Source organism: Paracoccus stylophorae (assembly GCF_028553765.1).
Taxonomy (GTDB): Bacteria; Pseudomonadota; Alphaproteobacteria; order Rhodobacterales; family Rhodobacteraceae; genus Paracoccus; species Paracoccus stylophorae.
In genome coordinates, this window is record NZ_CP067134.1 from 414,945 (window position 1) to 439,236 (window position 24,292).

Sequence of the window (24,292 nt, forward strand, 5' to 3'; positions counted from 1 at the left end):
CGAGGAGCAGTCAGAAAGGAACGCCCGATGACAACCCTGCTGTTTTCGCATCCCGCCGCCGCGGCGCATCTGATGCCGCCGGGACATCCCGAACAGGTGGCCCGCCACGGAGCCGTGCTGGAGGCGCTGGCGGGGCTGGATCTGCAACGGCGCGAGGCACCCATCGCCGATGACGCCGACATCCTGCGCTGTCACCCAAGGCGGCATCTGGACCGGATCCGCGCGGCCGCACCGGACCAGGGGTTTCACATGCTGGACGGCGATACCAGCATGTCGCCCGGCAGCCTCGAGGCGGCGTTGCGCGGCGTCGGCGCGGCCTGCGCCGCCGTCGATGCGGTGCTGGCCGGCGAGGCAAGCAGCGCCTTTGTCGCCATGCGCCCGCCCGGTCACCATGCCGAGCGCGAGACGCCGATGGGGTTCTGCCTGTTCGGCAACGTGGCCATCGCCGCCATGCGCGCGCTGGATCATCACGGGCTGGACCGGGTCGCGGTGCTGGATTTCGACGTCCACCACGGAAACGGCACGCAGGATCTGCTGTGGGAGGAAAAGCGGGCCTTCTTCGCCTCGACCCACCAGATGCCGCTGTATCCGGGCACCGGCGCGCCGTCCGAAACCGGGGCGTTCGGGCAGGTCATGAACGTGCCCTTGGCGCCCGGATCGGGCGGGGACGAGGCGCAGGCGGCGTGGCGCACGATCCTGGACCGCTGCCGCGAATTCGGACCGCAGCTGATTCTGGTGTCTGCCGGGTTCGACGCGCATCGCGACGATCCGCTGGCGCAGCTGAACTGGGACGATGCGGATTTCGCCGCCATCACCCGGCTGATCTGCGATGTGGCGGGGTGGTGCGGAGTGCCGGTGGTATCCTGTCTGGAAGGTGGCTATGATCTGGCCGCCCTGGGGCGGTCGGTTCGCGCCCATGTCGAGGTGCTGATGGAGACCGGAAGATGAGCGAGATCGAGAACCTGTCCTTCGAGGACGCGATGCGCGAACTGGAGGCGACGGTCGGCAAGCTTGAGACCGGCGAGGCCACGCTGGAGGAATCCATCGCGCTGTATGAACGCGGCGCCCGTTTGCGCGCGCATTGCGAAAAGCGGCTGCGCGAGGCCGAGGAGCGGGTCGAGAAGATCACCCTGTCGGCCAGCGGCCAGCCGACCGGCACGGAACCGGTCGAGGGCCAGTGATGCAGGCGCGTCTGGATGAGGTGAAGGCGCAGCTGCGCGGCGCGCTGGACGCGGCGCTGGCCCAGTATCCCAAGGGCGAACTTGCCGATGCGATGGCCTATGCCACGGTCGGCGGCAAGCGCATCCGCGGATTTCTGGTGATGGAATCGGCCCGCCTGCACGGCGTTCCCGATGAGGCCGCCCTGCCGGTGGCGGCGGCGGTCGAGGCGCTGCACGCCTATAGCCTGGTGCATGACGATCTGCCGGCTATGGACGACGACGATCTGCGCCGCGGCATGCCCACCTGTCATGTGCAGTGGTCCGAGGCGACCGCGATCCTGGCGGGCGACGCGTTGCAGGCGATGGCGTTCCGGCTGCTGACCGACGACGCCATCGGCGATGCCGAGGCGCGGCTGCGGATCGTGCGCGCCTTTGCCGACGCGGTGGGCGCGGGCGGCATGGTCTGGGGTCAGGCGCTGGACATTGCCGCCGAAAGCTCGGTCCAGACGCTGGATCTGAAGGCGATCACGCGCTTGCAGCGCGCCAAGACCGGGGCCCTGATCCGTTTCGCGGCGACCGCCGGCGCGCTGATCGCGGGCGATGATCCCGATGCGCTGGACCGCTATGCCGCGGGGCTGGGGCTGGCGTTCCAGATCGCCGATGACATTCTTGACGTGGTCGGTGACGAGAACGTGACCGGCAAGCGCGTCGGCAAGGACGGCGCCGCCGGCAAGGCGACATTCGTGTCGATTCTGGGGCTGGAGGGTGCGCGGGACGAGGCGCGGCGGCTGGTGCACGAGGCGCAGACGGCACTGGACGGTTACGGCGAGGCCGCCGGAAACTTGCGGGAACTGGCGCGTTTCGTTATCGAACGCGACACCTGACAAACGCCCGCCCGGAGGGCCACAGCATGACCGACCGCCCCGACACGCCCCTGCTTGACCGGGTCACCCTGCCCTCGGACCTGAAGACCCTGTCCGACCGAGAATTGCGGCAGCTGGCCGACGAGTTGCGCACCGAGACCATCAGCGCCGTCAGCGTGACCGGCGGACATCTGGGTGCGGGGCTGGGGGTGGTCGAACTGACCGTGGCCCTGCATGCGGTCTTCGATGCGCCGCGCGACAAGATCATCTGGGATGTCGGGCATCAATGCTATCCGCACAAGATCCTGACCGGGCGGCGCGACCGCATCCGCACCCTGCGCAGCGGCGGCGGTCTGGCCGGGTTCACCAAGCGCGCCGAAAGCCCCTTCGACCCGTTCGGCGCCGGCCATTCCTCGACCTCGATCTCGGCCGCTTTGGGCTTTGCCGTGGCCCGCGATCTGGGCGGCGATCCGGGCGATGCGATCGCGGTGATCGGCGATGGCGCGATGAGCGCGGGGATGGCCTATGAGGCGCTGAACAATGCCGGGCATCTGGGCAAGCGGCTGATCGTGATCCTGAACGACAACGAGATGTCCATCGCGCCGCCGGTGGGCGCGATGTCGTCCTATCTGACGCGGCTTTACACGGGCGGGCCGTTCCAGGAACTGAAGGCTGCGGCCAAGGGCGCGGTCGGCATGCTGCCCGAGGCGCTGCAGGAAGGGGCGCGGCGGGCCAAGGAGATGCTGAAAGGCATGGCCGTCGGCGGCACGCTGTTCGAGGAGCTGGGCTTTTCCTATATCGGGCCGGTGGACGGTCACGACATGGAACAGCTGCTGCCGCTGCTGCGCACCGTCAAGGCGCGGGCGTCGGGTCCGGTGCTGATCCATGCGGTCACGCGCAAGGGCAAGGGCTATGCGCCGGCCGAGAATGCCGCCGACCGCGGCCATGCGACATCGAAATTCGATGTCGTCACCGGCGTGCAGGCCAAGGCCAAGTCGAACGCGCCCAGCTATACCTCGGTCTTTGCGCGCGCGCTGATCGATCAGGCCGGGCGCGACGACCGCATCGTCGGCATCACCGCCGCGATGCCCGACGGCACCGGCCTGAAACAGTTCGCCGAGCGTTTTCCGCGCCGCAGCTTCGATGTGGGCATCGCCGAGCAGCACGCGGTGACCTTTGCCGCCGGGCTGGCGGCGGGCGGGATGAAACCGTTCTGCGCGATCTATTCGACCTTTCTGCAACGCGGCTACGATCAGGTGGTCCATGACGTGGCGGTTCAGGGCCTGCCGGTCCGCTTCGCCATCGACCGCGCCGGGCTGGTGGGGCAGGACGGCCCGACCCATGCCGGCGCCTATGATATCGGGTTTCTGGCGAACCTGCCGGGCTTCGTGGTGATGGCCGCCGCCGATGAGGCCGAGCTGGTGCACATGGTCGCCACGGCGGCGGCCCATGACGACGGACCCATCGCCTTCCGGTTCCCGCGCGGCGAGGGGGCAGGGGTCGAGATGCCGGCGCGCGGCCGGGTTCTGACGATCGGCAAGGGCCGGATCGTCCGCGAGGGGTCGGGGGTCGTGCTGCTGTCCCTTGGCACGCGGCTGGCCCCGGCGCTGGAGGCGGCCGAGGCGCTGGCGGCGCGCGGCATCCGCCCGACCGTGGCCGATGCGCGTTTTGCAAAGCCGCTGGACCGCGACCTGATCCTGAAACTGGCGCAGGACCATGAGGCCCTGATCACGCTGGAAGAGGGCGCGGTGGGCGGGTTCGGCAGCCATGTCGCGCAGCTTCTGGCCGAGGAGGGCGTGTTCGACCGCGGGCTGAAATTCCGCTCGATGGTGCTGCCGGACCGGTTCGTGGATCACGACGCCCCCTTCGCCATGTATGACGTGTCGGCGCTGAACGCCCGCCATATCGAGGCGAAGGTGCTGGACGTTCTGGGGATCGAACGGCTTGCGGATCTGCGCGCCTGACCGGGCAGGGACGGACGGACGGACGCGCGTCATTGATAGCTGCGTACCAGCGCGCCCGCGATCATCGACCAGCCGTCGACCACGACGAAGAACGCCAGCTTGAAGGGCAGCGAGACGACGACCGGCGGCACCATCATCATGCCCATCGACATCAGCACCGCCGACACGACCAGATCGATGATCAGGAAGGGCAGGGCGATCAGGAACCCGATCTCGAAGGCGCGCTGGATCTCGGACAGCATGAAGGCCGGGACCAGCACCGACAGCCGGTCCGCCGGCGCGGCGGGATCGGGGGCGATCTCGGCCAGGCCCTGCAACGTGTCGGGATCGGTGCGCGCCGACATGAAGCCCTGAAAGGGAAGGATGCCGCGCTGGAACGCCTCGGCGATGCCGATGCTGCCGTCGCGCAGGGGGGCGCCGGCCATCTGCCATGCCTCGCGCAGGACCGGGTCCATGATGAACCATGTCAGAAACATCGCCAGGCTGACGATCAGCATGTTCGGCGGCGCCTGTTGCAGCCCGATGGCCTGACGAAGGATCGACAGCACGGTGACGATGAAGGGAAAGCACGTCACCATGATCGCGATCCCCGGCGCCAGCGACAGCGCGGTCAGCGCAAGCACGATCAGCACCGCGTTCTGGCCCAGACCTGCCGCCGCCTGCCCCGGATCGGGCAGGCCCTGCGCCAGCGCGGCCGAGGGGACCAGGGCCAGCAGCGCGACCGCAACCGCGTGCAGGCGGATCACACCGCCTCCGTCGCGCCGACGATGCGCACGCACAGCCGTTCCTCGGGCGATCCGTCGCCGGTCAGTTCGCCGCGCGCGATGACCCTGTCGCCCACGCAGATCTCGACCCCGTCCTCGATCGGCTGATCCAGCATCAGCACGTCGTCGGGCCGCAGCGCGGACAGCTGCGCCACCGTGCGGCGGGTCCGGCCCAGGCGGATCGTCACCTCAAGCTGGATGTTGTCGGTGTCGATCAGGTGCTTCAATGCGTCCATGACGATTCGTCCCCGGAGATATCGGAAATCAGCGCGCGCATGTCCCGGCCAAGGCGGTCCGGGCAGAACTCGATCCGCCCGCCCTCAAGCGACAGGCTGATGCGGTCGGTGTCGGACGGCTCAAGCTCGATCCCCTCGATCCCGGCATCCGCCAGACATCGCTGGACCAGCCCTTGCAGCCGGTCGCTGCAGGCGATGCGCGCGCGCAGCGGCGCGGCTTTCTGCGCCAGCCGTTCCAGTTCGGCCGTCAGCGCGTCGCGCAATCGCGCCGAGTCCGCCGCCGGCGCCAGATTGTCGAGGATCGCATCGAGGATCGGGGACAGCGCCGCGGCCGCCTCGGCCCGCAGCGCGGCCCGGCGCTGCGCATCCTCGGCAAGCGCCACGGCCAGCCGCTCAAGCCCCGCGCCCAGATGTCGCATCTGGTCGTCGTGGCTGCGGGCAAGGCCCGCCGCCAGACCCTCGGCATGCGCGCGGTCCAGCGCATCACGGTCGAAGATCTGTTTCGTGTCCCGACCCGCAAGCGCGGCGGTGAAGGATTCCAGTCTGAACATGGCCTGCGTCAATGCGCGTTCTCCTTGTTGTCGATCCAGCCGGACAGGATCTTGATGCTTTCCTCGTGCCGGTCGCGCATCATCGTGCGCAGCCGGGCGACGGGATCGCCATGCGGCAGCGACAGATGCTGCGGCGGCTCAGGCGCGATCAGCTGCGGTGCGGCGGCCTGCTGCGGCGCGTCTTGCTCGATCGTGCCGGTCACGGGTGCCGGGACGGCGGCGCTGTCGTCGGCCAGGGCGGCGGGGGCGGCCTGCACGGCGGCGCGTGCGCGCAGCACCGGGCGCAGGATCGCCAGCATCACCGCCAGCGCGAACAGCCCGATCAGCGCAAGCCGGATCAGCCCGTTCACCTCCAGCCGGTCCAGCAGACCCGGCCGCGCCAGCGTGCCGTTGTCGCCCAGGCTTGCGAAGGGCAGCGATTTCACCGTGATCAGATCGCCGCGCGTCTCGTCGAAGCCCGTGGCCGAGGCGACCAGTTCGCGCAGGACCGCAAGCTCGGCCTCCGCGCGCGGCACCAGCTGCGTCTGACCCTGCGCGTCGGTCTGGGCCACGCCGTTGACCAGCACGGCGACGGTCAGGCGGCGGGTCGCACCGGGCTGACGCTGGATTTCGCGGGTGACGCGGCTGACTTCGTAATTGGCCTGTTGGCGGTTTTCCGACCGCGAGGCCTGCGAACCGTCGCCCTGGCTTTCTTCGGCATCCGGCAGGTTCGAGGCGGCCGTCACCGCGCCGGCGCCGGTCGAATTGCTTTGATCGGTGGTTTCCTCGGTCACCTGAGAGATCAGGGCGCGCTGATCGGGATCGTAACGCTGTTCGGTCATCAGCTCGGTTTCGGTGACCAGATCGAGGTTCAGTTCGACAATGGCATTGCCGGGGCCGACATGCGGTTCCAGGATGCGTTCGACATTGCGCTTCATGTCGGCGCCGCGATCCTGTCCGGCCGTCTCTTCGCTGGCCGACACGATGCCGCGCTGCGAATCGATCACCGTCACGCTGTCGGGCGACATCCCCGGCACGCCCGACGACACCAGAAAGCGCAGCGCCGCCGCCTGATCGCGCGTGATCTGCTGGCCGTTGGTGGTCAGCGTGACCGAGGCGCTGCCGGTCAGGTCGCGCCGATAGCCGCGCCCGTTCTCGACCGCCAGATGCACCCGCGCGGACTTGACGTTGGGCAGCGCAAGGATGGTGCGGGCCAGTTCGCCCTCTTTCGCGCGCCAATAGGCGGCGTCGAACATCTGCGATGTGGTGCCGAAGCCGGAAATGCCGTCCAGCAGCTCATATCCCGCGCTGCCCGATGCCGGCAGGCCCTGCGAGGCCAGGTCCATCCGCAGCCGGTCGCGCTGATTCGCGTCGACCCAGATCGTGTCGCCGCGCACCTCGTATGCGACGCCGGCACGTTCGATCCCGGCGATGACCTCGCCCGAATGTGCCGGGTCCAGCCCGCCATACAGCATCGACATGCCCGGACGGCTGGCCAGCCAGCCAAAGCCGGCGATGGCCAGAAACGTGGTCAGAAAGGCCGCCGCCAGCACGATCTTCTGTTGTGAGCTTCGCTCGTTCCAATAGTCCTGCAGTTTTTGCAAAACCGGCCCTTTCCGAATCAGCGTCAGGTTTTCCGTCAGGCCCTTGATGACATGTCCGATCTTAAGATTTGGTTAGTCGCGTGGTGCTAAATCCGGTTCATCACGACGGAGAATCACCATGTCCGAAACGGTCGAACCGCCGCCCCCGAAAGCGTCCCGAACGCGGGCAATGCTGATCCCGCTGCTGGCCGCGATCGTGCTGGGCGGGGCCGGATTCGCCTCGACCTATCTGGGGCTGTGGTCGCCCGCCGCGCTGCTGGCCGGCGCGTCCGACGCCGCCGGCCACGACCCCGTGTCGCAGGCGGTTTTCGTCGATGTCCCGCGGATCGAGCTGAACATCCCCGGCGGGGCCGGACGCAGCCTTGTGCTGAGCGCGGCGATCGAGACGGACGTGGCCCATCGCGCCGAGGTCGAACACCTCATGCCCCGCGTGGCCGACGCGTTCACCGGCTTTTTGTCCGCAATCGACCCCGCCGCCTATGACAAGCGCGGCGTGCTGGAAATCATCCGCGGCGAGTTGGCGATGCGGACCCGTTACGTGCTGGGCGACACGCCCGTGAAGGATATGCTGATCACGGAGTTTCTCATCAGATGAGTATCGAAACCCTGCTTCAGGCCGCGCTTGCCGTGGCCTCTGTCGGCCTTGCTGGCTTCTGCCTGGTGCTGGCGCGTCGCCTGCGCCGGCTGAACGATCTGGAAACGGGCCTGGGCGGCGCGATCGCGGTCATGGCGGCCGAGGTCGACCGGCTGGAACGCGCCATCGTCGCCGCGCGCAGCGAGGCCACCGACGCCAGCGAAAGGCTGGTCGCCGACATCGCCCGCGCCCGCAAGGAACGCGCGATGTGGGATCTGCGCCAGCGCATCGACGCGGCCGCCACGCCCCAGACGCGGCCGGTTCCCGCCCGCCGGCTTCGCAAGCGCGCCGTGAACGCCGATGCGTAGGTCGGTGCTGCCCTGGCTGGCGCTGGTCTTTTCGGTTCCCGCGCTGGCGGCGGTCTGGCAGACGCAGGATCTGTCGCGCGTCTTTGCCGCCTTTGCCGAACCAAGCGGGTTGTTGCAGGGCTGCGGCGACGTTCCCGAGGCGGTCGCCCTGGCGGGCGAGCTGCGCGACCGCGCGCTGCGGATCGAACGCTATATGGAAAGCATCGAGACGCGAAAGGCTCAGCTGGCGCAGGCCGAACAGGCGCTGCAACGCAAGCTGGTCGAACTGAAGGCGCAAAAGGGCGGCATCCGGTCGCGCAGCGACAGCGCGACCGAGGCGGTCCGTTCCGACATCGAACGGCTGGTCGCCGTCTATGACCAGATGAAGCCGGCCGAGGCGGCGGCGATTCTGACCAATCTTCCGGCGGATTTCGCGGCCGAGATCCTCATGCGCGTCCGCCCCGAAACCGGCGCCCGCATCATCGCCGCGGTCGAGCCGCGACAGGCGGCGCTGATGACCGCCCAGATGGGCGCGCGCAGCGTCCGCAAACAATAGGGGACATCCGCCATGTTCGGCTTTATCGGCATCTTCGTCACCTTCGCGATGGTCTTCGGCGGCTATCTTCTGGCCGGCGGAAAGATGGGCGTCATCACCCATGCGCTGCCGTTCGAGATGATGATGATCATGGGCGCGGCGATCGGCTCGTATCTGCTGTCCAACGACAGCCATGTGCTGAAGGCCACGCCGGGCGGGCTGAAGCGTGCCTTCAAGGGCGCGCATTGGACCGCGCAGGATCATCAGGACGTGCTGTGCCTGATGTTCCAGCTTCTCAGGATCGCGCGCGAGAATCCGGTCGCGCTGGAACAGCATATCGAACAGCCGAACGATTCGGCGATCTTCACCGCCTATCCGCGTCTGCTGGCCGATCACCACATCGTCTCGCTGATCGCGGATACGCTGCGCTCGGCCAGCCTGAACTATGACGATCCCTATCAGGTCGAGGAAATGCTGTCGCGCCGCATCGCCATCCTGCGCGAGGAAGAGATGCATGTGCCCCACGCGCTGCAGACGATGGCCGATGCGCTGCCCGCGCTGGGGATCGTCGCCGCGGTGCTGGGCGTGATCAAGACCATGAGCGCCATCGACCAGCCGCCCGAGGTGCTGGGCAAGATGATCGGCGGCGCGCTGGTCGGCACGTTTCTGGGGGTGTTTCTGGCCTATGGTTTCGTCGCGCCGCTGGCCAACCGGCTGGGCGGGGTGATCAAGCAGGATCTGGGGTTCTATGACGTGATCAAGTCGGTTCTGGTCGCGGGCCTGCACCAGCACGCCACCAATCTGTGCGTCGAGGTGGGGCGGCAATCGGCACCCGAACATGTCCGGCCCAGTTTCGACGTGCTGGAAACGGCGCTGCGCGACCTGAAGAAGGCGGCGTGATGCTGGCGGCGGCGATTCTTGCTTTGGCGGCGGGCACCGGCGAGGCGGCGACCGCGCTGCCGCCCGATCTGGCGGCCTATGCCGCCACCGCCGCCACCTGGCTGCTGGAGGGCGAGAGCCTGCCGCCGGATTACCGCGTGCAGCTGATGCGGATGCCGCCGGCGCACAGATTGCAGGCCATCGTGTTTCTCAGGCGGGCGGGGCTGCTGCGGGCCGATCCCTGGACGCTGGAAGACATCCTGAAGCCCGCCGCCGATCCGCACGGAGACCGCGAATGAAGGCCGTCGCCGCCGTTGGCCCAAGGGCCGGAAGGGTTCTGGATGCGCCGCTGATGATCACCGGTCTTCTGGTGCTGATCGTCATCTCGCTGGTCATTCCGCTGCCGCCCGGCCTGCTGGATTTCGGCATTGCGCTGTCGATTGCCACCGCGACGCTGGTTCTGGTCATGGCCTCGCTGGTCGAGAAGCCCGCTGATTTTCAGGCGTTTCCGGTTCTTCTGCTGGTCAGCCTGGTGATCCGGCTGTCGCTGAACGTCTCGTCGACGCGGCTGATCCTGACCGAGGGTCATACCGGCACCGATGCGGCGGGGCAGGTCATCAACGGGTTCGCCGCCTTCGTCGCCGGCGGCTCTCTGCTGGTCGGGCTGACGGTGTTTGCGGTGATCTCGGTCGTGAACTTCATGGTCATCACCAAGGGCTCGGGCCGCATGGCCGAGGTCGCGGCGCGGTTCGCGCTGGATTCGCTGCCCGGCAAGCAGCTGGCCATCGACGGCGATCTGAACGCCGGCGCCATCGACCACGAGGAAGCCAAGCGCCGGCGTGCGCAGGAACAGCGCGAGATCAGCTTTTTCGGCTCGCTGGACGGCGCGTCGAAATTCGTCAAGGGCGATGCGGTGGCGGGGATCGTCATCACCCTGATCAACCTGCTGGTCGGGCTCAGCGTCGGCATCGTCGTCCACGGGATGAGCGTGGGCAGCGCGGTCCAGACCTATTCCCACCTCACCATCGGTGACGGGCTGGTCAGCCAGATCCCGGCGCTGATCACCTCGATGGCGGCGGCGTTGCTGCTGTCGCGCGGCGGCGCGACCGATACCACCGCCGATCTGATCTCGCACCAGTTCGTGCGGGGCTGGCAGCCGGCGGCGGTGGTCGGCGCGTCGATGGTGCTGATGTCGTTCGTGCCGGGGATGCCGCGGCTGCTGTTTCTGGCGCTGGCCGGGGCGATGGCGGCCGCGTCGTTCGCCATCGCGCGTCACCGGCTGCGGCAGGCGGAACAGCCCGCGCCGGCGGCCGAAACCGATCCCGCCCCGCGCGCGGCCGGCCGCATCGGCGATGTGCTGGATACCGACGATATCAGCGTCGAGATCGGGGCGGACCTGATCGTGACGGCGCTGGACCAGGCCAGGGGGCTTGGCAACCGGATCGGCAATCTGCGCATCCATATTGCCCGCAGCTTTGGCCTGATCCTGCCCGATGTCCGCATCACCGACACCGACGATCTGGCGCCGGGCGACTACCAGATCCGCATCCACGGCGTGGTCCGGGGCCGCGGCAGCCTGCGGCCGGGCGAGGTGCTGGCGCTGGGCGCGGATGGCGTGCTGGACCGGATCGGCGGGCTGGCCGTCAGTGAACCCGTCTATCACAGCCCCGCGCGCTGGATTCCGCGTCAGGATCAGGACGAGGCCGCGACCATGGGCGCCACCGTCGTCACACCGATGGAGGTTCTTTCCACGCATCTGATGGAGGTGGTGAAGACCCATCTGGCATCGCTGCTGACACTGGGCGCGATGCAGCGCCAGATCGAAGAACTGAAATCCCTGTCCGATCCCGCGCGGGCCGAACGCAACCGCCGCTATCTCGACAGCATGATTCCCGACAAGGTGACGCCCGAACTGCTGCTGGCGATCCTGCGCGCGCTGCTGGAGGAGCGGATCTCGATCCGCAACCTGCCGCTGATCATCGACGCGATCTGCGAGTTCAGGACCATCGACTCGGTCGAAACGGTGTATGAGCTGGTGCGCAAACGGCTGCGCGGCCAGATCACCCAGCACTACAGCGACGATGCCGGCCGCGTCCTGGCGTTGCAGCTTCATCCGGCGTGGGAGGCCGAGTTCGTGCGCGCCGATGCCGAGACCGGACGCGCCGGCGGCGGCGCGCTGACCCCGGCGCTGTCGCGCAAATTGCTGGAATCGACGCGCCGCGCCATGGCGCTGACGCAGGGCGGCGCGCAGATCGTGATCGTGGCCCCCGACCACCGCAGGCGCACCATCCGCGCGGTGCTGGGCTCGAACGGCGTCGCCCTGCCGGTTCTGGGGCTTGAGGAAATCGACCCCGCCGCCGACCTGAACCTGGTCGGCACCATCGAGGCCGCATGATGTGGCAGCTTGTGAACCAGTGGGTGCCGGGCCTCGATTGGGGCATGGTTCTGGTCTATGCCCGCGTGCAGGCCTGCCTGCTGATCGTGCCGGGCTTGGGTGAGCGGGTGATCCCGGTCCGGGTGCGGGTCGGGATCGCGATGGCGGTCACGCCGCTGCTGGCCGGGCTGGTCGGCGCGGTTCCGCCGCCGCAGGCGGCCCCCGCCCTGATCGCGCAGATCGCCGGCGAAATGCTGATCGGGCTTGCCGCCGGGGCGCTGCTGCGGCTGCTGGCGCTGGCGCTGGATGTGGCCACGACGGCGATCGCCGCGACCGCATCGCTGTCGCAGATCGTCGGCGTCCAGAACGAGGCCGCGCCCCATCCGGTGGGAAATCTGCTGCATCTGGGCGGGATGGCGGTGATCATGGCCTTGGGGCTGCCGATCATGCTGGTGCGGATGCTGGCCGACAGCCTTGCGCTGTGGCCGCCGGCGGGCTGGCCCGCGATCCAGGGGCTTGCCGATGCGGCGGTCGCGATGGTGTCGCACAGCTTTGCGCTGGCGATGATGCTGGCCGCGCCGTTCACCCTGGGCGGGTTTCTGTTTCAGGCCCTGTCGGGCGTGATCAACCGGGTCATGCCGGCGCTGCCGGTCGCGTTCATCGGCTCTCCGGCGTCGATCATGCTGGCGCTGGCCGCGCTGGCGCTGATGGCGCCGATGCTGATCGCGCTGTGGGCCGACGCGGTTCTGGGCTTCACGCTTCCGAGGGCACGATGAGCGAGGACAACACCGACAAGCCGTTCGAGGCGACCGAACAGAAGCTGCGCAAGGCCAGGGAAAAGGGCGACATTCCCCGCGCGAGCGAACTGAACGTGGCGGCGATGTATCTGGGCGCGTGGCTGGCCTTTGCGACCGGCGCGGGCTTCGCGGTGCGGCATTGGCTGGCGATGGCCAGCCGCGCCATGGGGGCCGAGGGGTGGCCGCTGGACTCGGTCTTCGGACTGGCGGCCGCGTTGGGGCGCTTTGCCAGCATGGCGGTGATCGGGCTGGTCACGGTCTCCATGGTCGCCATCGTCGTTGCGCTGATCGCGCAGCGCGGGCTGGTCTTTGCGCCGCAGAAACTGGCCTTCGATGTCAGCCGCATCAACCCGGTGAAGACGGCGGGCCAGAAATTCGGTGCCTCGGGGCTGATGACCTTCGCCATCTCGTTCGGCAAGGCGGGGCTGGTCTGCATCGGCGGCTGGTATCTGTTCGCAGCCCTGCTAGACCGGCTGGCCGGCAGCGCGATGACCGGCGCGGGCTGGGTCGCGGGCCTGCCGCTGCTGATCGGCCAGGTGCTGATGATGGCGGCGGCGATCTCGGTCGGGTTCGCGGTGCTGGACATGCTGTGGAAACGCCATGACCACCGGCGCAAGAACCGCATGTCGCGCAAGGAGATGGAGGACGAACACAAGGACTCCGAGGGCGATCCGCATCTGAAGGCCGCGCGTCGTCAGCGCGCGGTGGACATCGCCACGCGCCAGATGCTGGCCGATGTCGCCCGCGCCGATGTGGTGATCGTCAACCCGACCCATTACGCCGTGGCCCTGCAATGGCAGCGCGGCAGCGGTCGGGCCCCGGTCTGCCTGGCCAAGGGAACCGACGAGGTCGCGGCCCGCATCCGAAAGCGGGCGCGCGACGGCAACATCCCGGTCTGGTCGGACCCGCCCTGCGCGCGCGCGATCCACGCCACGGTCGAGATCGGTCAGGAAATCCGGCGCGAACATTTCGCCGCCGTCGCCGCCGCGATCCGTTTCGCCGAAAAGATGCGCGAGAAGATGCGGGCGGGATGGTAGGGCAGGGACGCAAACTGGCGCAGCTTGAGCGGATCGCGCGGCTGAAGGCCGAGCAGGAGCTGAAAAAACTGGCCGCCTTCAGCCTTCACATGAGCGCCGCGCGCGAACAGGTCGCGGCCCTGCAAGTTGCGCTGGACCAGAGCTATGCCAGCGTCGCCCCGCTGAGCGTGTCCGAGGCGCGGATGGCCAACGCTCAGGCCGGCCGTGCGGCGCGCGAATTGCGCCGCGCCGATCAGGAACTGGCGCGGATGACCCCGCGATTCGAGGCTGCGCGACGCGACGCCGCGCGCGAATTCGGGCGGGCGCAGATTCTGCTGGAACTGGTGAAACGCCAGACGGATAAGGCGGGGCGGGACCGATCCTGACGGGGCAGGGCGACCCCGGATCGCCGTTCGGCGCCGGTCTTAGCGATCCCCTGCGGCGGCGATCGGTGCAGGCGTTTGCGCGGGCGACAGCTCCAGATCGACCCAGACCAGGCGGTGATCCGAGGCGGCTTCGACCGCCTCGGCCAGCGGCTCGCCCGGTGCGGGCCACAGCACGCCGCTGGCCATGACGTTCAGCGTTCTCGCCGGCAGCAGGTAATCGACGCGCAGGTTTCCGGGCTCGTCGTCGTCGAAATCGGCGGTGTCCAGCGCCGGATCGCCCCGCTGCCCTGCATTCGCCCCGGTCTGCGGCGGCTGCCACGCGCCGCGCGGTTGCGGGTCCTGCGCGATGCGCAGCAGCGACTGCACCGCCTGCGCGCGGCCGTCGCCGTCGATCAGGTCCAGATTGACATTGCCGGCCAGCACGAACGGCGCGTCGGGCAGATGGTGCAGCCAGAAGGCGGCCTCGTCGTGATTGCGCCGCCCGTTGCGATCCTCGGGTCCGTCGAAGACGGGGGGCGTCGCCGCCCAAGCCAGCAGGTGCAGAACACCCTCGGGCGTCCGCACGGGCACATCCCAATGCGCGGTCGAGGACAGGCGCTGGACCGAAGCCGCCTCATCCGTGCTGTCCGGCATCAGATGACCCGGCAGATCGCGCCACAGCGTATCGGTATAGTCGGTGACCGGGCCAAGCGGCAGCCGCGACAGCACCGCCATGCCGTTCTGGCCGGTGAACTGGCCCCAGCCCTGCGCATCGTCCGCCTCGCCCAGACGGCCGTCCCGATCCAGATCCAGTCCGGTGGCCATGCCGCTGTTGGGACGCGCGGCAAAGCGGTGGGGCAGGTCCAGCCCGGCGCCGCGCAGCGTTTCGGAAAATCGTTCCAGCGCGCGGCCGTCATGGTCCCAGTCGAACCCGGTCAGCAGGATCGCATCGGGGGCGGCGGCGGCGATGACCGTGGCCGCGGCCAGAACCTGCGGATCGCCCCGGTCGATGTCGCGCAGCAGCAGGCCCGGCCCCTTGCGGGTCAGTCCGGGGTCCCACGTGGCGATGCGGACCGGTTCGGCCGGGGCGGGCGCTGCCGCCAGAAGCCACAGGCAGATTGCGGCCCTCAGACCCAAGGGCGGGCCTGCGCCATCTGGCTTTCATAGCTGTCGATCGCGGGCGCCTTTTCCATCGTCAGGCCGATATCGTCCAGACCGTTCAGCAGGCAGTGCTTGCGGAACGGGTCGATGTCAAAGCCGAATTCCTGCCCGTCCGAGGCGCTGACGGTCTGGTTTTCCAGATCGACGGTCATGCGGGCATTGGCGCCCTTGCGCGCATCCTCCATCAGCACGTCCACCGCCTCCTGCGGCAGGGTGATCGGCAGGATGCCGTTCTTGAAGCAGTTGTTGAAGAAGATGTCGGCGAAACTGGTCGAGATGACGCAGCGTATGCCGAAATCCAGCAGCGCCCAGGGCGCATGTTCGCGCGAGGAGCCGCAGCCGAAATTGTCTCCCGCGATCAGGATCTGCGCATCGCGATAGGCCGGCTGGTTCAGCACGAAATCGGGATTTTCGTTGCCATCGCGGTCATAGCGCATCTCGTCGAACAGGTTCACGCCCAGCCCCGTTCGCTTGATCGTCTTCAGGAACTGCTTGGGAATGATCATGTCGGTGTCGATATTGACCAGCGGCATGGGGGCGGCGATGCCGGTCAGGGTGGTGAACTTGTCCATCTGATCCTCGAAAGTTTATGTCTGGTCCGGGGCTTGCAGGCGCTGCTAGGTTGCCTTCGCTGCGACAGGTTGGGGGTGGGCATGGAAATTCTGAACTGCGTGGCGGCGGCGTGGCAGCCCCGCATCGGCGATCCGGACGTGACCGGGTGGCTGACGGTGCTGGCCTATCTGCTGTGCTTCGTGCTGGCCTTTCAGGTCTGGCGCCGGCTGGGGGACCGGCGCGGCCGCCTGTTCTGGGGCCTGATCGCGCTGCTGATGCTGTTTCTGGCGATCAACAAGCAGATGGATCTGCAAAGCGCGCTGACCTCCCTGGGCCGCTGCATGGCCAACGCACAGGGATGGTATGACAGCCGCCGGATCGTCCAGCTTGGCTTCATCCTGGTGCTGCTGTGGGGCGTCGGGTGGCTGCTGCTGGTGCTGATGCGGCGGATGCGCGGCCAGCTTGGCCGGCATGGCGTGGCGCTGGCCGGTCTGGCGATCCTGTGCGCCTTTGTCGTCGTGCGGGCGGTGGGGTTTCACCACATGGACGCGCTGATCGGAAGCCGGCAGCTTGGCGTCAGCACCAACTACCTGTTCGAGAACGCCGGTCTGGTGCTGATCGCGCTGAACGCGGTCTGGCTGCTGCGGCGCGGCTGAAACCCGCCTGCGGATGTCGTTCATGGCCAACGGACGCGCATCGCGGCCTAGACCGTCTGCGCCATCAGGTCGCGCACATCGGTCAGGTGCCCGGCGACGCCCGCCGCGGCCGCCATCGCGGGCGACATCAGGTGGGTGCGACCCTTGTAGCCCTGTCGCCCCTCGAAATTGCGGTTGCTGGTGGCGGCGCAGCGTTCGCCGGGGGCAAGCTGGTCGGGGTTCATGCCCAGACACATCGAACAGCCGGCCAGCCGCCATTCGAAGCCGGCATCCAGGAAGATGCGGTCCAGCCCCTCTTCCTCGGCCTGCGCCCGCACCAGGCCCGAGCCCGGCACCACCATGCCGCGCACGCCGGAAGCCAGCTTGCGGCCGCGCAGAACCTCGGCCGCGGCGCGCAGATCCTCGATCCGGCCGTTGGTGCACGACCCGATGAACACCGCGTCGATGGCGATGTCGGTCAGCTTCGTGCCCGCCGTCAGGCCCATGTAATCCAGCGATCGGCGCGCGGCGTCGATCTTGCCGCCGGTGAAATCCTCGGGCGCGGGAACGCTGGCGGTGATCGGCAGCGCGTCTTCGGGGCTGGTGCCCCAGGTGACGGTGGGGGCGATATCCTCGGCCCGGATAGTCACGACCTTGTCCCAATGCGCGTCCGCGTCGCTGGACAGGGTCTTCCACCATGCCAGCGCGGCCTCCCACTGGGCGCCCTTGGGGGCATGGGGGCGGCCCCGCACATAGGCGAGGGTGGTCTCGTCCGGCGCGATCAGCCCGGCGCGCGCGCCGCCCTCGATCGCCATGTTGCAGATGGTCATGCGGCCTTCCATCGACAGGTTGCGGATCGCCTCGCCGCAATATTCGATGACATGGCCGGTGCCGCCGGCGGTGCCGGTTTCCGCGATGATCGACAGCACGATGTCCTTGGCCGTCACCCCCGGCGCCAGCCGGCCGGTGATTTCCACCTTCATGTTCTTGGATTTCGACTGGATCAGCGTCTGCGTGGCCAGCACGTGTTCGACCTCGGACGTGCCGATGCCGTGGGCCAGCGCGCCGAAGGCGCCATGCGTGGCGGTGTGGCTGTCGCCGCAGACGACGGTCATGCCGGGCAGGGTCCAGCCCTGTTCGGGGCCGACGATATGGACGATCCCCTGCCGGATGTCGTTCACCGGGTAATAGTTCACCCCGAAATCGCGGGCGTTGCGGTCCAGCGCATCGACCTGGATGCGCGATTCGGGATTCTCGATCCCGTCCTCGCGGTCCAGCGTGGTCGGCACGTTGTGATCGGGCACGGCGATGGTGCGTTCGGGGGCGCGGACCTTGCGCCCGGTCATGCGCAACCCTTCGAACGCCTGCGGGCTGGTCACCTCGTGAACCAGATGGCGGTCGATATAGATCAGGCAGGTGCCGTCTTCCTGGCGGTCGACGACGTGGGCGTCCCAGATCTTGTCATACAGGGTGCGCGGCGCGGGATGTGGCTGGGTCATGGCGGTGTGGCTTTCGGCTGTGAGGCTTCGATCTGGCGGCGGACGGCTGCGGTCTGGCCGCAGCCCGTCACAGTCGCGCGGTGATGCAGCGCGATTCGCCGAAGAACCGCGACGGCAGTCGCGCCCGGTCATGGATGTCGAAATAGATGAACCCGTCCATGCATCTTTATTAAGCCCGTTCGGGCGTTGACACAAGATGCGCGGGCTTGCCCCGCCGCCCCGGCCCGGTATCTAATCGCCACGGGAGGACCGCGAATGGAAGAACTGAACCCCGAGGTCATCGATGCCGCGCAGGGGCTGTGGTATCGGATCTCGCTGTTCATCGACACGCTGCTGCTGCCTTCGCGCTTCTACCAGTTGCCGGTCATCGCAGTCCTGATCCTGCTGGCATGGCTGATGGCGCGGTTTCTGTCGCCGCGGCTGACGCGCTGGCTGCGGACGCGGAAGAACTGGCCGAAATGGCGACTGCGGGTCGGGTTGCTGGTCGATCGCCGGCTGGCGCTGATCCTGTTCACGCTGATGGCGTGGATCGTGGTTCTGGTTATGCGTGAGGTCACCTATTCGTTCCGCAGCCAGATGATCGAGCTTGCGGCCTCGATCGCGGCGGCGTGGACGGCGATCTTCTTTCTGATGCGGGTGATCCGGAACCGTTTCCTGCGCCGGATCGTCAGTTGGGCGGCCTGGATCTGGGTCACGCTGCATCTGCTGGGGCTGACGGCCTCTGCGGCCGAGATCCTGGACAGCCTGGCGCTGAATGTCGGCGAGTTCAGGATGTCGGCGCTGACGGTGCTGAAGGCGCTGGCGATCACCGGGCTGATGATCGCGGGTGCGCGGATGCTGTCGCGCATGATCACCGGGCGATTGTCGCAGAACAACGACATCTCGCCCACGATGCGCGTGCTGACGGCCAAGCTGTTGCAGGTGGTGCTGTTCAGCCTGGCGGTGATCGTCGGGCTGAAGGCGGTGGGCTTCGATCTGACCGGGCTTGCGGTCTTTTCGGGCGCGGTCGGCGTCGGGCTGGGCTTCGGGTTGCAGAAGGTCGTCTCGAACCTCGTGTCGGGGGTCATCATCCTTCTGGACAAGTCGGTCAAGCCCGGCGACGTCATCAGCATCGGCGACACCTTCGGCTGGATCGAGGAGCTGGGCGCGCGCTATGTCAGCGTGGTGACCCGCGACGGCAAGGAATACCTGATCCCGAACGAGGATCTGGTCACCGGGCAGGTGGTGAACTGGTCGCACACCAACAATTTCGTGCGGCTGGATATCCCCTTCGGCACCTCGTATCAGGACGATCCCCACAAGGTCAGCCAGATCGCCATCGCCGCGGCGCTGAAGGTCAAGCGGGTTCTGGCGCATCGCAAGCCGGTGTGCTGGGTGACGGGCTTCGGAAACAGCAGCGTGGATTACGTGCTGCGGTTCTGGATAGGCGATGCCGAAGGCGGGCTGACCAATGTGCGCGGGCAGGTCTATCTGTCGCTGTGGGATACGTTTCAGGCGAACGGCATCTCGATCCCGTTCCCGCAGCGCGAGGTGCGGGTGCTGAACGACGCCATCGCCCTGCGGCAGGGCAGCGACGCGCCCCCTGTGGACGCGGCAGGTCGCGAATCCGTGAGCGATGATTGAGATGGGCCGAAAAGATGCTATCTTGAGGATACCCCTGCGCCGGGGGCGATCGGCGCGCTGACCGGAGGATACAACCCTGTCACAAGACGTCTCGCCGGCCGGCAGGCCGGCCGCGACCGCCGCGGGCGACAACGAGGACGCGGATACGCGCCTTGCCCGCATCCTGTCCTCGCTGGAAGACGACAAGGCCGAGGATGTCGTGACCATCGACCTTCGCGGGCGTTCGCCGATGGCCGATCACATGGTGATCGCGTCGGGCCGCAGCGCGCGCCAGGTGGGTGCAATCGCGGAGCATCTGGCCGAGCGGATCAAGCTGGCCACCGGCCGGACCCCCCGGATCGAAGGCAAGGATGCCGGAGACTGGGTGCTGATCGACACCGACGACGTGATCGTTCACGTCTTCCGCCCCGAGGTGCGCGACTTCTATCAGCTGGAAAAGATGTGGATGCCCTCGGACACGCTGAACCGGGTGCGAGAGGCGTCGCGCCCCGTCACCTGACCGCCGGCTTCTGCAATGCGTATCGACATCGTCGCCGCCGGGCGGCTGAAAAAGGGCCCCGAGGCGGCGATGGTGGATGACTATCTTGCCCGCTTCGCCCGGACCGGGCGCGGCATCGGGCTGCCTCCGGTCGGGCTGGCCGAGATCGAGGGTCGTCGCGGCGGCGGCATGACGGCCGAGGCCGAACTGATCGCCCGCGCGATACCGGCCGGTGCCGCGCTGGTGATGCTGGACGAACGCGGCCAACAGGTCACGTCGCCCGAATTCGCGGCCCGGCTGGCCGGGTTCCGCGACGCCGCGCGCGACGTCTGTTTCGTGATCGGCGGCGCCGACGGGCTGGACCCTGCCTTGCGGGCGCGCGCCGACTGGCAGATCGCCTTCGGGTCGATGGTCTGGCCGCATCTGCTGGTCCGGGTCATGCTGGCCGAACAGCTTTACCGGGCGGCGACGATCCTGGCCGGATCGCCCTATCATCGCGACTGACCCGCCGCGTCTTGCCAAATGTCAAGACGTCGGCGCGTTTCCGCCGATGGCCGGCTGCGCGCCTGGCGTGCCGGTTGAAGAACGCGGGTGCGATGCCAACATATGGAACATGATGTACTTCGACTGTCATAGGAGGGTCCTGCGCATCGCAGGACGGCTGCTGAACCACAGCTAGCCCCGTCGCGGCTGCGGTCGGTGCCGCCATGCCGCGCGTCGGGGCCTTCTTCTATCGCACCTGTCGCATGAACACTTTCGACGCAACCGGACCGTCAGCCCAGCCGCGGGTTATGCGGCGGCGTCGGTGTGCAGGCGCTGCGTCGAATCCCCGCTGTTTTCGTGATGGAGGACGACATGCATCATGTTTCCACGACCGATTTCGACCACGCGCGCCAGTCGCGCCCCCTGAACCTGTCTCATTCGCGCACCGGTCTGACCGGCGCGCTGCAGCCCGCGCGCGGCTGGCTGGGCGACACGCTGCGCCGCTGGCGGCGCCGCAAGATGATCGCCTCGCTGAAATCGCTGGACGACCGGATGCTGGCCGATATCGGCCTGTGCCGCGGCGACATCGAAGATACCGTCGATGGCTTCAGCGACCGCGAGTTGCGCATGGCCCCCGTATCGGCGGCGCATGTGCGCCGAGAGGCGGGGTGCGACACCAGAGCGCCTAGGACCAAACACTGGTCTTCGCTAAGATGGATAGGCTGGTGAGCGAGGGACAAGCTGGCATCAGAGGAGGATACGCCATGATGATCTGCAAGGCGGATTTCGACGAGTTATTCCCATCCCTGCAACGATACCGGCGTGACCACGCACCTTGCGCGGACGACGTGCAGGACGCTGTCCCGTCCCGTCCGGACGAATCGGCGTGGGAGGTTCCGGACCCGGTCCGGGCCGGATTTGCGCTGGCCGCGATGCCTGCCGCCGCCGCCTATGGCGCGGCGTGGGCGATGGGCGATGTCTATGACCGGTGGGCCAACGGCTGATACCGGCCGGGGCACAGCCCGGCCATGCAGGATACGGCGCGGCGCGAACGGCGGATCGTTCGCGCCGCGTCTGCATTTTCGCGGCCCGTTTCCGGCGTCAGCGGTTGTCGCATCTGGCCGACAAGCGTAACAAGGCGCAAACGATCGAGGCCCGCATGACGAAACCCGTGATCCTGTGCATCCTTGACGGCTGGGGCATCTCGGACCGTCCGCAGCAAAGCGCGCCCGATCAGGCGCAGACGCCGAATTTCGACCGGCTGATGCGGGATTGTCCGAACACGACGCTGATCACCTATGGCCCCGATGTCGGCCTGCCCACCGGACAGATGGGCAATTCCGAGGTCGGGCACACCAATATCGGCGCAGGCCGCATCGTGGCGATGGATCTGGGCCAGATCGATTTGGCCATCGAGAATGGAAGCTTTTTTCACAACGACGCGCTGCATCGCTTTGTCGCCCGGCTGAAGGACAGCGGCGGAACCGCGCATCTGATGGGCGTGGTGTCGGATGGCGGCGTTCACGGGCATATCCGGCACGTTCTGGCCGCCGCAAGATCGGTGGCGCAGGCGGGTGTTCCGGTCGTCGTCCACGCGATCACCGACGGGCGCGACGTGCCGCCGCAATCCGCCAAGGGCTTCGTGACCGAGTTGCAGGGCAATCTGCCGCCGGGCTGCCGCATCGGCACCGTCATCGGGCGTTACTTTGCGATGGATCGGGACCGGCGGTGGGACCGGGTCGAACAGGCGTTGCGCGCCATCGTATCCGGGCAAGGTCAGCCGGCCGCCAGTGCCGATGCCGCCGTGGCCGACGCCTATGCACGCGGCGAGACGGACGAGTTCATCCGCGCGACGGTGATCGACGGCTTCAACGGCGCGATGGACGGCGACGGGTTCTTCTGCCTGAACTTCCGCGCCGACCGCGCGCGCGAGATCCTGTCGGCCCTGGCCGATCCCGATTTCGCCGAATTCGATGTCGGCGACCGGCCGGACTGGGCCGCGTTTCTGGGCCTGGTCGATTACAGCCAGCGGCACAACGATTTCATGACCACGGCCTATCCCAAGGCGCAGGTGGTGAACACGTTGGGCGCATGGGTGGCCGCGCACGGGTTGCGGCAGTTCCGGCTGGCCGAGACCGAGAAATATCCGCATGTGACCTTCTTCCTCAACGGCGGCAAGGAGGCGCCCGAACCGGGCGAGGATCGTTTCATGCCGCAAAGCCCCAAGGTCGCGACCTATGATCTGGCCCCCGAGATGGCCGCGGCCGAGGTCAGCGACCGGCTGGTGCAGGCCATCGGTGCGGGATACGACCTGATCGTGGTCAACTATGCCAATCCCGACATGGTCGGCCATACCGGCAGCCTGAAGGCCGCGATGCGCGCCTGCGAGGCGGTGGACCAGGGTCTGGGCCGGATGCTGGAGGCGCTGGAGGACGCAGGCGGCGCGGCGCTGATCATCGCCGATCACGGCAATTGCGAAACGATGGTCGATCCCGAAACCGGCGGGCCGCATACCGCCCACACCGTCAATCCGGTGCCGGCCATCGTCGTCGGCGGCCCCGCAGGCGCGCGGCTGCGTCCGGGTCGGCTGGCCGATGTCGCGCCGACCGTTCTGGACCTGATGGGGCTGGAAAAACCCCCCGAGATGACCGGCGAAAGCCTGATCGGGACGCCATGACACCCCGTCTGATTCTGACCCTTGCCCTGTCCGCCTTGTTCTGGGTGTCGCCCGTGCAGGCGGTGACCCCGGCCAATCAGGCCGTGGCCGAGGCCGAGGGTGCGGCGGCGCAGCTGCGGCAGGCCATCGGCAAGCTGGCCGAGGCCGTCACCGCCGACGATCAGGTGACCGCGCTGACCGAGGTGATTTGGGGATACGAACAGGGGCTGGCCGCGCTGCGCGAGGGGTTGCGGCAGGCCAGCGCCCGCGAAAACGAACTGCACAACCGGTTCGAGGCTGAAAGAAGCCGGCTGGCCGGCGTGCTGGGCGCGATGACCGCCTTGCAGCAATCGCCCGAATCCTCGCTGTTGCTGCACCCGGCCGGGGCGGTGGCCAATGCGCGCGCGGGGATGATCCTGTCGGACGTGACCCCCGGCCTGCGCGCCGAGGCGGAGCGGTTGCAGGACGATCTGGACGAGATCGCGACGGTGCGCGCGCTGCAGTCGGCGGCTGCGGACATGCTGGGGTCGGGCCTCGCCTCGGTGCAGGAGGCGCGGCGGCTGCTGGCCAGCGCCGTCACCGACCGTTCGACCATGCCGGTGCGGTTTGCCGAGGCGCCCGAGGAATTGCAGGTCCTGCGCGACGCGGCGCAAAGCCTGGACGATTTCGCCGACGGGATCGGCGGAATGGAGACTGATATCGGCGCGCCGATGGACGATTTCGAGGGCGCGCAGGGCAGCCTGCCGCTGCCGGTGGTGGGCAGCGTCCTGCGCCCCTATGACGAACCCGACGCGGCCGGGGTGACGCGGCCGGGCTGGGTGATCGCGGCGGCGCCGGCGGCACTGGTCACGACGCCGTGGCCGGCGACGATCCGCTATCGCGGGCCGCTGCTGGATTACGGCAATGTGATGATTCTGGAACCCGCGCGCGACTATCTTCTGATATTTGCAGGCATGTCGCAGGTGTTCGGAGAGGTGGGCGATGTCCTTGCAGCCGGCGACCCGGTCGGTCTGATGGGCGGGTCCGAGGCACCGGCACAGGAATTCGGGGCGCAATTCGTCGCCAACGCCGCGCAGGGCGCAGATGCAGGGCGGACCGAGACCCTGTATCTTGAACTGCGCAAGGACAGGGAAACGCTGGACCCTGCGGACTGGTTCGTGCTGAATCCGGTCGTCGGGGCGCAACAGGACTGAGGCA

The 24,292-nt window shown here is 68.1% G+C and carries 28 protein-coding genes; 21 read left to right on the forward strand and 7 right to left on the reverse strand.

From position 1 onward, the window contains the following. The first annotated feature begins 27 nt into the window (after window positions 1–27). The 4 genes from JHW45_RS02005 to dxs are packed head-to-tail and all read left to right on the forward strand — an operon-like array spanning window position 28 to window position 3,987. Window positions 28–948 (forward strand): histone deacetylase family protein, encoded by a 921-nt coding sequence (locus JHW45_RS02005; RefSeq protein WP_272859297.1) that lies wholly within the window; start codon window positions 28–30, stop codon window positions 946–948. Next, window positions 945–1,181: an exodeoxyribonuclease VII small subunit gene (locus JHW45_RS02010; protein WP_272859298.1), complete on the forward strand. Its 237-nt coding sequence runs from the start codon at window positions 945–947 to the stop codon at window positions 1,179–1,181. The genes JHW45_RS02005 and JHW45_RS02010 overlap by 4 nt, the downstream gene beginning before the upstream one ends. After that, complete coding sequence (locus JHW45_RS02015) at window positions 1,181–2,044, forward strand: polyprenyl synthetase family protein (protein WP_272859299.1); 864 nt, start codon at window positions 1,181–1,183, stop codon at window positions 2,042–2,044. Before JHW45_RS02010 ends, JHW45_RS02015 begins: the two co-directional genes overlap by 1 nt. 26 nt (window positions 2,045–2,070) lie before the next feature. Next, window positions 2,071–3,987 carry a 1-deoxy-D-xylulose-5-phosphate synthase gene (dxs, locus tag JHW45_RS02020; protein WP_272859300.1) on the forward strand — a complete coding sequence of 639 codons (1,917 nt, stop codon included), beginning with the start codon at window positions 2,071–2,073 and terminating at the stop codon, window positions 3,985–3,987. A gap of 29 nt (window positions 3,988–4,016) precedes the next feature. On the opposite strand, the gene fliP is transcribed toward dxs, so the two are convergent. The 4 genes from fliP to fliF are packed head-to-tail and all read right to left on the reverse strand — an operon-like array spanning window position 4,017 to window position 7,121. After that, on the reverse strand, window positions 4,017–4,730 hold the full coding sequence (fliP, locus tag JHW45_RS02025; protein WP_419181851.1) for a flagellar type III secretion system pore protein FliP: 714 nt from the start codon (window positions 4,728–4,730) through the stop codon (window positions 4,017–4,019). Next, window positions 4,730–4,987, reverse strand: coding sequence for a FliM/FliN family flagellar motor C-terminal domain-containing protein (locus tag JHW45_RS02030; RefSeq protein ID WP_272859302.1), 258 nt, complete (start codon window positions 4,985–4,987; stop codon window positions 4,730–4,732). The genes fliP and JHW45_RS02030 overlap by 1 nt, the downstream gene beginning before the upstream one ends. Continuing rightward, window positions 4,975–5,538 (reverse strand): hypothetical protein, encoded by a 564-nt coding sequence (locus JHW45_RS02035; protein WP_272859303.1) that lies wholly within the window; start codon window positions 5,536–5,538, stop codon window positions 4,975–4,977. The genes JHW45_RS02030 and JHW45_RS02035 overlap by 13 nt, the downstream gene beginning before the upstream one ends. A gap of 8 nt (window positions 5,539–5,546) precedes the next feature. After that, window positions 5,547–7,121, reverse strand: coding sequence for a flagellar basal-body MS-ring/collar protein FliF (gene fliF / locus JHW45_RS02040; RefSeq protein WP_272859304.1), 1,575 nt, complete (start codon window positions 7,119–7,121; stop codon window positions 5,547–5,549). Window positions 7,122–7,239: 118 nt separating this feature from the next. On the opposite strand from fliF, the gene JHW45_RS02045 reads away from it, so the two are divergent. The 9 genes from JHW45_RS02045 to JHW45_RS02085 are packed head-to-tail and all read left to right on the forward strand — an operon-like array spanning window position 7,240 to window position 14,029. Next, the gene (locus tag JHW45_RS02045; RefSeq protein WP_272859305.1) at window positions 7,240–7,716 is read left to right on the forward strand and encodes a flagellar basal body-associated FliL family protein; all 477 of its coding nucleotides are present in this window, start codon (window positions 7,240–7,242) and stop codon (window positions 7,714–7,716) included. Then, window positions 7,713–8,063, forward strand: a complete 351-nt coding sequence (locus JHW45_RS02050) for a hypothetical protein (RefSeq protein WP_272859306.1) — start codon at window positions 7,713–7,715, stop codon at window positions 8,061–8,063. The genes JHW45_RS02045 and JHW45_RS02050 overlap by 4 nt, the downstream gene beginning before the upstream one ends. Further along, window positions 8,056–8,598, forward strand: a complete 543-nt coding sequence (locus JHW45_RS02055; RefSeq protein ID WP_272859307.1) for a MotE family protein — start codon at window positions 8,056–8,058, stop codon at window positions 8,596–8,598. The genes JHW45_RS02050 and JHW45_RS02055 overlap by 8 nt, the downstream gene beginning before the upstream one ends. Before the next feature lie 12 nt (window positions 8,599–8,610). Beyond that, window positions 8,611–9,477 (forward strand): flagellar motor stator protein MotA, encoded by an 867-nt coding sequence (gene motA / locus JHW45_RS02060; RefSeq protein WP_272859308.1) that lies wholly within the window; start codon window positions 8,611–8,613, stop codon window positions 9,475–9,477. Beyond that, window positions 9,477–9,755, forward strand: coding sequence for a hypothetical protein (locus JHW45_RS02065; protein ID WP_272859309.1), 279 nt, complete (start codon window positions 9,477–9,479; stop codon window positions 9,753–9,755). Before motA ends, JHW45_RS02065 begins: the two co-directional genes overlap by 1 nt. Then, on the forward strand, window positions 9,752–11,851 hold the full coding sequence (locus JHW45_RS02070; protein WP_272859310.1) for a flagellar biosynthesis protein FlhA: 2,100 nt from the start codon (window positions 9,752–9,754) through the stop codon (window positions 11,849–11,851). Before JHW45_RS02065 ends, JHW45_RS02070 begins: the two co-directional genes overlap by 4 nt. Next, complete coding sequence (locus JHW45_RS02075) at window positions 11,848–12,606, forward strand: flagellar biosynthetic protein FliR (protein WP_272859311.1); 759 nt, start codon at window positions 11,848–11,850, stop codon at window positions 12,604–12,606. Before JHW45_RS02070 ends, JHW45_RS02075 begins: the two co-directional genes overlap by 4 nt. Beyond that, entirely contained in the window at window positions 12,603–13,664 is a 1,062-nt protein-coding gene (gene flhB / locus JHW45_RS02080) for a flagellar type III secretion system protein FlhB (protein WP_272859312.1), read from the forward strand. Before JHW45_RS02075 ends, flhB begins: the two co-directional genes overlap by 4 nt. Then, window positions 13,658–14,029, forward strand: coding sequence for a hypothetical protein (locus tag JHW45_RS02085; RefSeq protein WP_272859313.1), 372 nt, complete (start codon window positions 13,658–13,660; stop codon window positions 14,027–14,029). The genes flhB and JHW45_RS02085 overlap by 7 nt, the downstream gene beginning before the upstream one ends. Before the next feature lie 39 nt (window positions 14,030–14,068). Here the strand turns inward: JHW45_RS02085 and JHW45_RS02090 are convergent, their stop codons facing one another. Beyond that, window positions 14,069–15,145, reverse strand: a complete 1,077-nt coding sequence (locus JHW45_RS02090; RefSeq protein ID WP_272859314.1) for an endonuclease/exonuclease/phosphatase family protein — start codon at window positions 15,143–15,145, stop codon at window positions 14,069–14,071. Further along, a complete protein-coding gene (leuD, locus tag JHW45_RS02095) occupies window positions 15,136–15,741 on the reverse strand; it encodes a 3-isopropylmalate dehydratase small subunit (protein WP_272859315.1) in 606 nt (201 codons plus the stop codon). The genes JHW45_RS02090 and leuD overlap by 10 nt, the downstream gene beginning before the upstream one ends. An 81-nt stretch (window positions 15,742–15,822) precedes the next feature. Here leuD and JHW45_RS02100 point away from each other — a divergent pair, with 81 nt between their 5' ends. After that, window positions 15,823–16,377 carry a hypothetical protein gene (locus JHW45_RS02100; RefSeq protein WP_272859316.1) on the forward strand — a complete coding sequence of 185 codons (555 nt, stop codon included), beginning with the start codon at window positions 15,823–15,825 and terminating at the stop codon, window positions 16,375–16,377. Window positions 16,378–16,424: 47 nt separating this feature from the next. Here JHW45_RS02100 and leuC read toward each other — a convergent pair whose 3' ends face one another. Beyond that, complete coding sequence (gene leuC, locus JHW45_RS02105) at window positions 16,425–17,855, reverse strand: 3-isopropylmalate dehydratase large subunit (RefSeq protein WP_272859317.1); 1,431 nt, start codon at window positions 17,853–17,855, stop codon at window positions 16,425–16,427. A gap of 255 nt (window positions 17,856–18,110) precedes the next feature. Here leuC and JHW45_RS02110 point away from each other — a divergent pair, with 255 nt between their 5' ends. From JHW45_RS02110 to JHW45_RS02140, 7 genes are all read left to right on the forward strand, one after another. After that, a complete protein-coding gene (locus JHW45_RS02110; RefSeq protein ID WP_272859318.1) occupies window positions 18,111–19,478 on the forward strand; it encodes a mechanosensitive ion channel family protein in 1,368 nt (455 codons plus the stop codon). 199 nt (window positions 19,479–19,677) lie between these two features. Then, window positions 19,678–19,977 (forward strand): ribosome silencing factor, encoded by a 300-nt coding sequence (rsfS, locus tag JHW45_RS02115; protein ID WP_336385797.1) that lies wholly within the window; start codon window positions 19,678–19,680, stop codon window positions 19,975–19,977. 15 nt (window positions 19,978–19,992) lie between these two features. Next, window positions 19,993–20,460 carry a 23S rRNA (pseudouridine(1915)-N(3))-methyltransferase RlmH gene (gene rlmH, locus JHW45_RS02120; protein ID WP_272859319.1) on the forward strand — a complete coding sequence of 156 codons (468 nt, stop codon included), beginning with the start codon at window positions 19,993–19,995 and terminating at the stop codon, window positions 20,458–20,460. 351 nt (window positions 20,461–20,811) lie between these two features. Then, window positions 20,812–21,168, forward strand: coding sequence for a DUF1127 domain-containing protein (locus tag JHW45_RS02125; RefSeq protein ID WP_272859320.1), 357 nt, complete (start codon window positions 20,812–20,814; stop codon window positions 21,166–21,168). A gap of 35 nt (window positions 21,169–21,203) precedes the next feature. Continuing rightward, window positions 21,204–21,443 (forward strand): hypothetical protein, encoded by a 240-nt coding sequence (locus tag JHW45_RS02130; RefSeq protein ID WP_272859321.1) that lies wholly within the window; start codon window positions 21,204–21,206, stop codon window positions 21,441–21,443. A gap of 155 nt (window positions 21,444–21,598) precedes the next feature. Next, the gene (gpmI, locus tag JHW45_RS02135) at window positions 21,599–23,116 is read left to right on the forward strand and encodes a 2,3-bisphosphoglycerate-independent phosphoglycerate mutase (protein ID WP_272859322.1); all 1,518 of its coding nucleotides are present in this window, start codon (window positions 21,599–21,601) and stop codon (window positions 23,114–23,116) included. Continuing rightward, the gene (locus JHW45_RS02140; protein ID WP_272859323.1) at window positions 23,113–24,288 is read left to right on the forward strand and encodes a murein hydrolase activator EnvC family protein; all 1,176 of its coding nucleotides are present in this window, start codon (window positions 23,113–23,115) and stop codon (window positions 24,286–24,288) included. Before gpmI ends, JHW45_RS02140 begins: the two co-directional genes overlap by 4 nt. Window positions 24,289–24,292 lie beyond the last annotated feature (4 nt).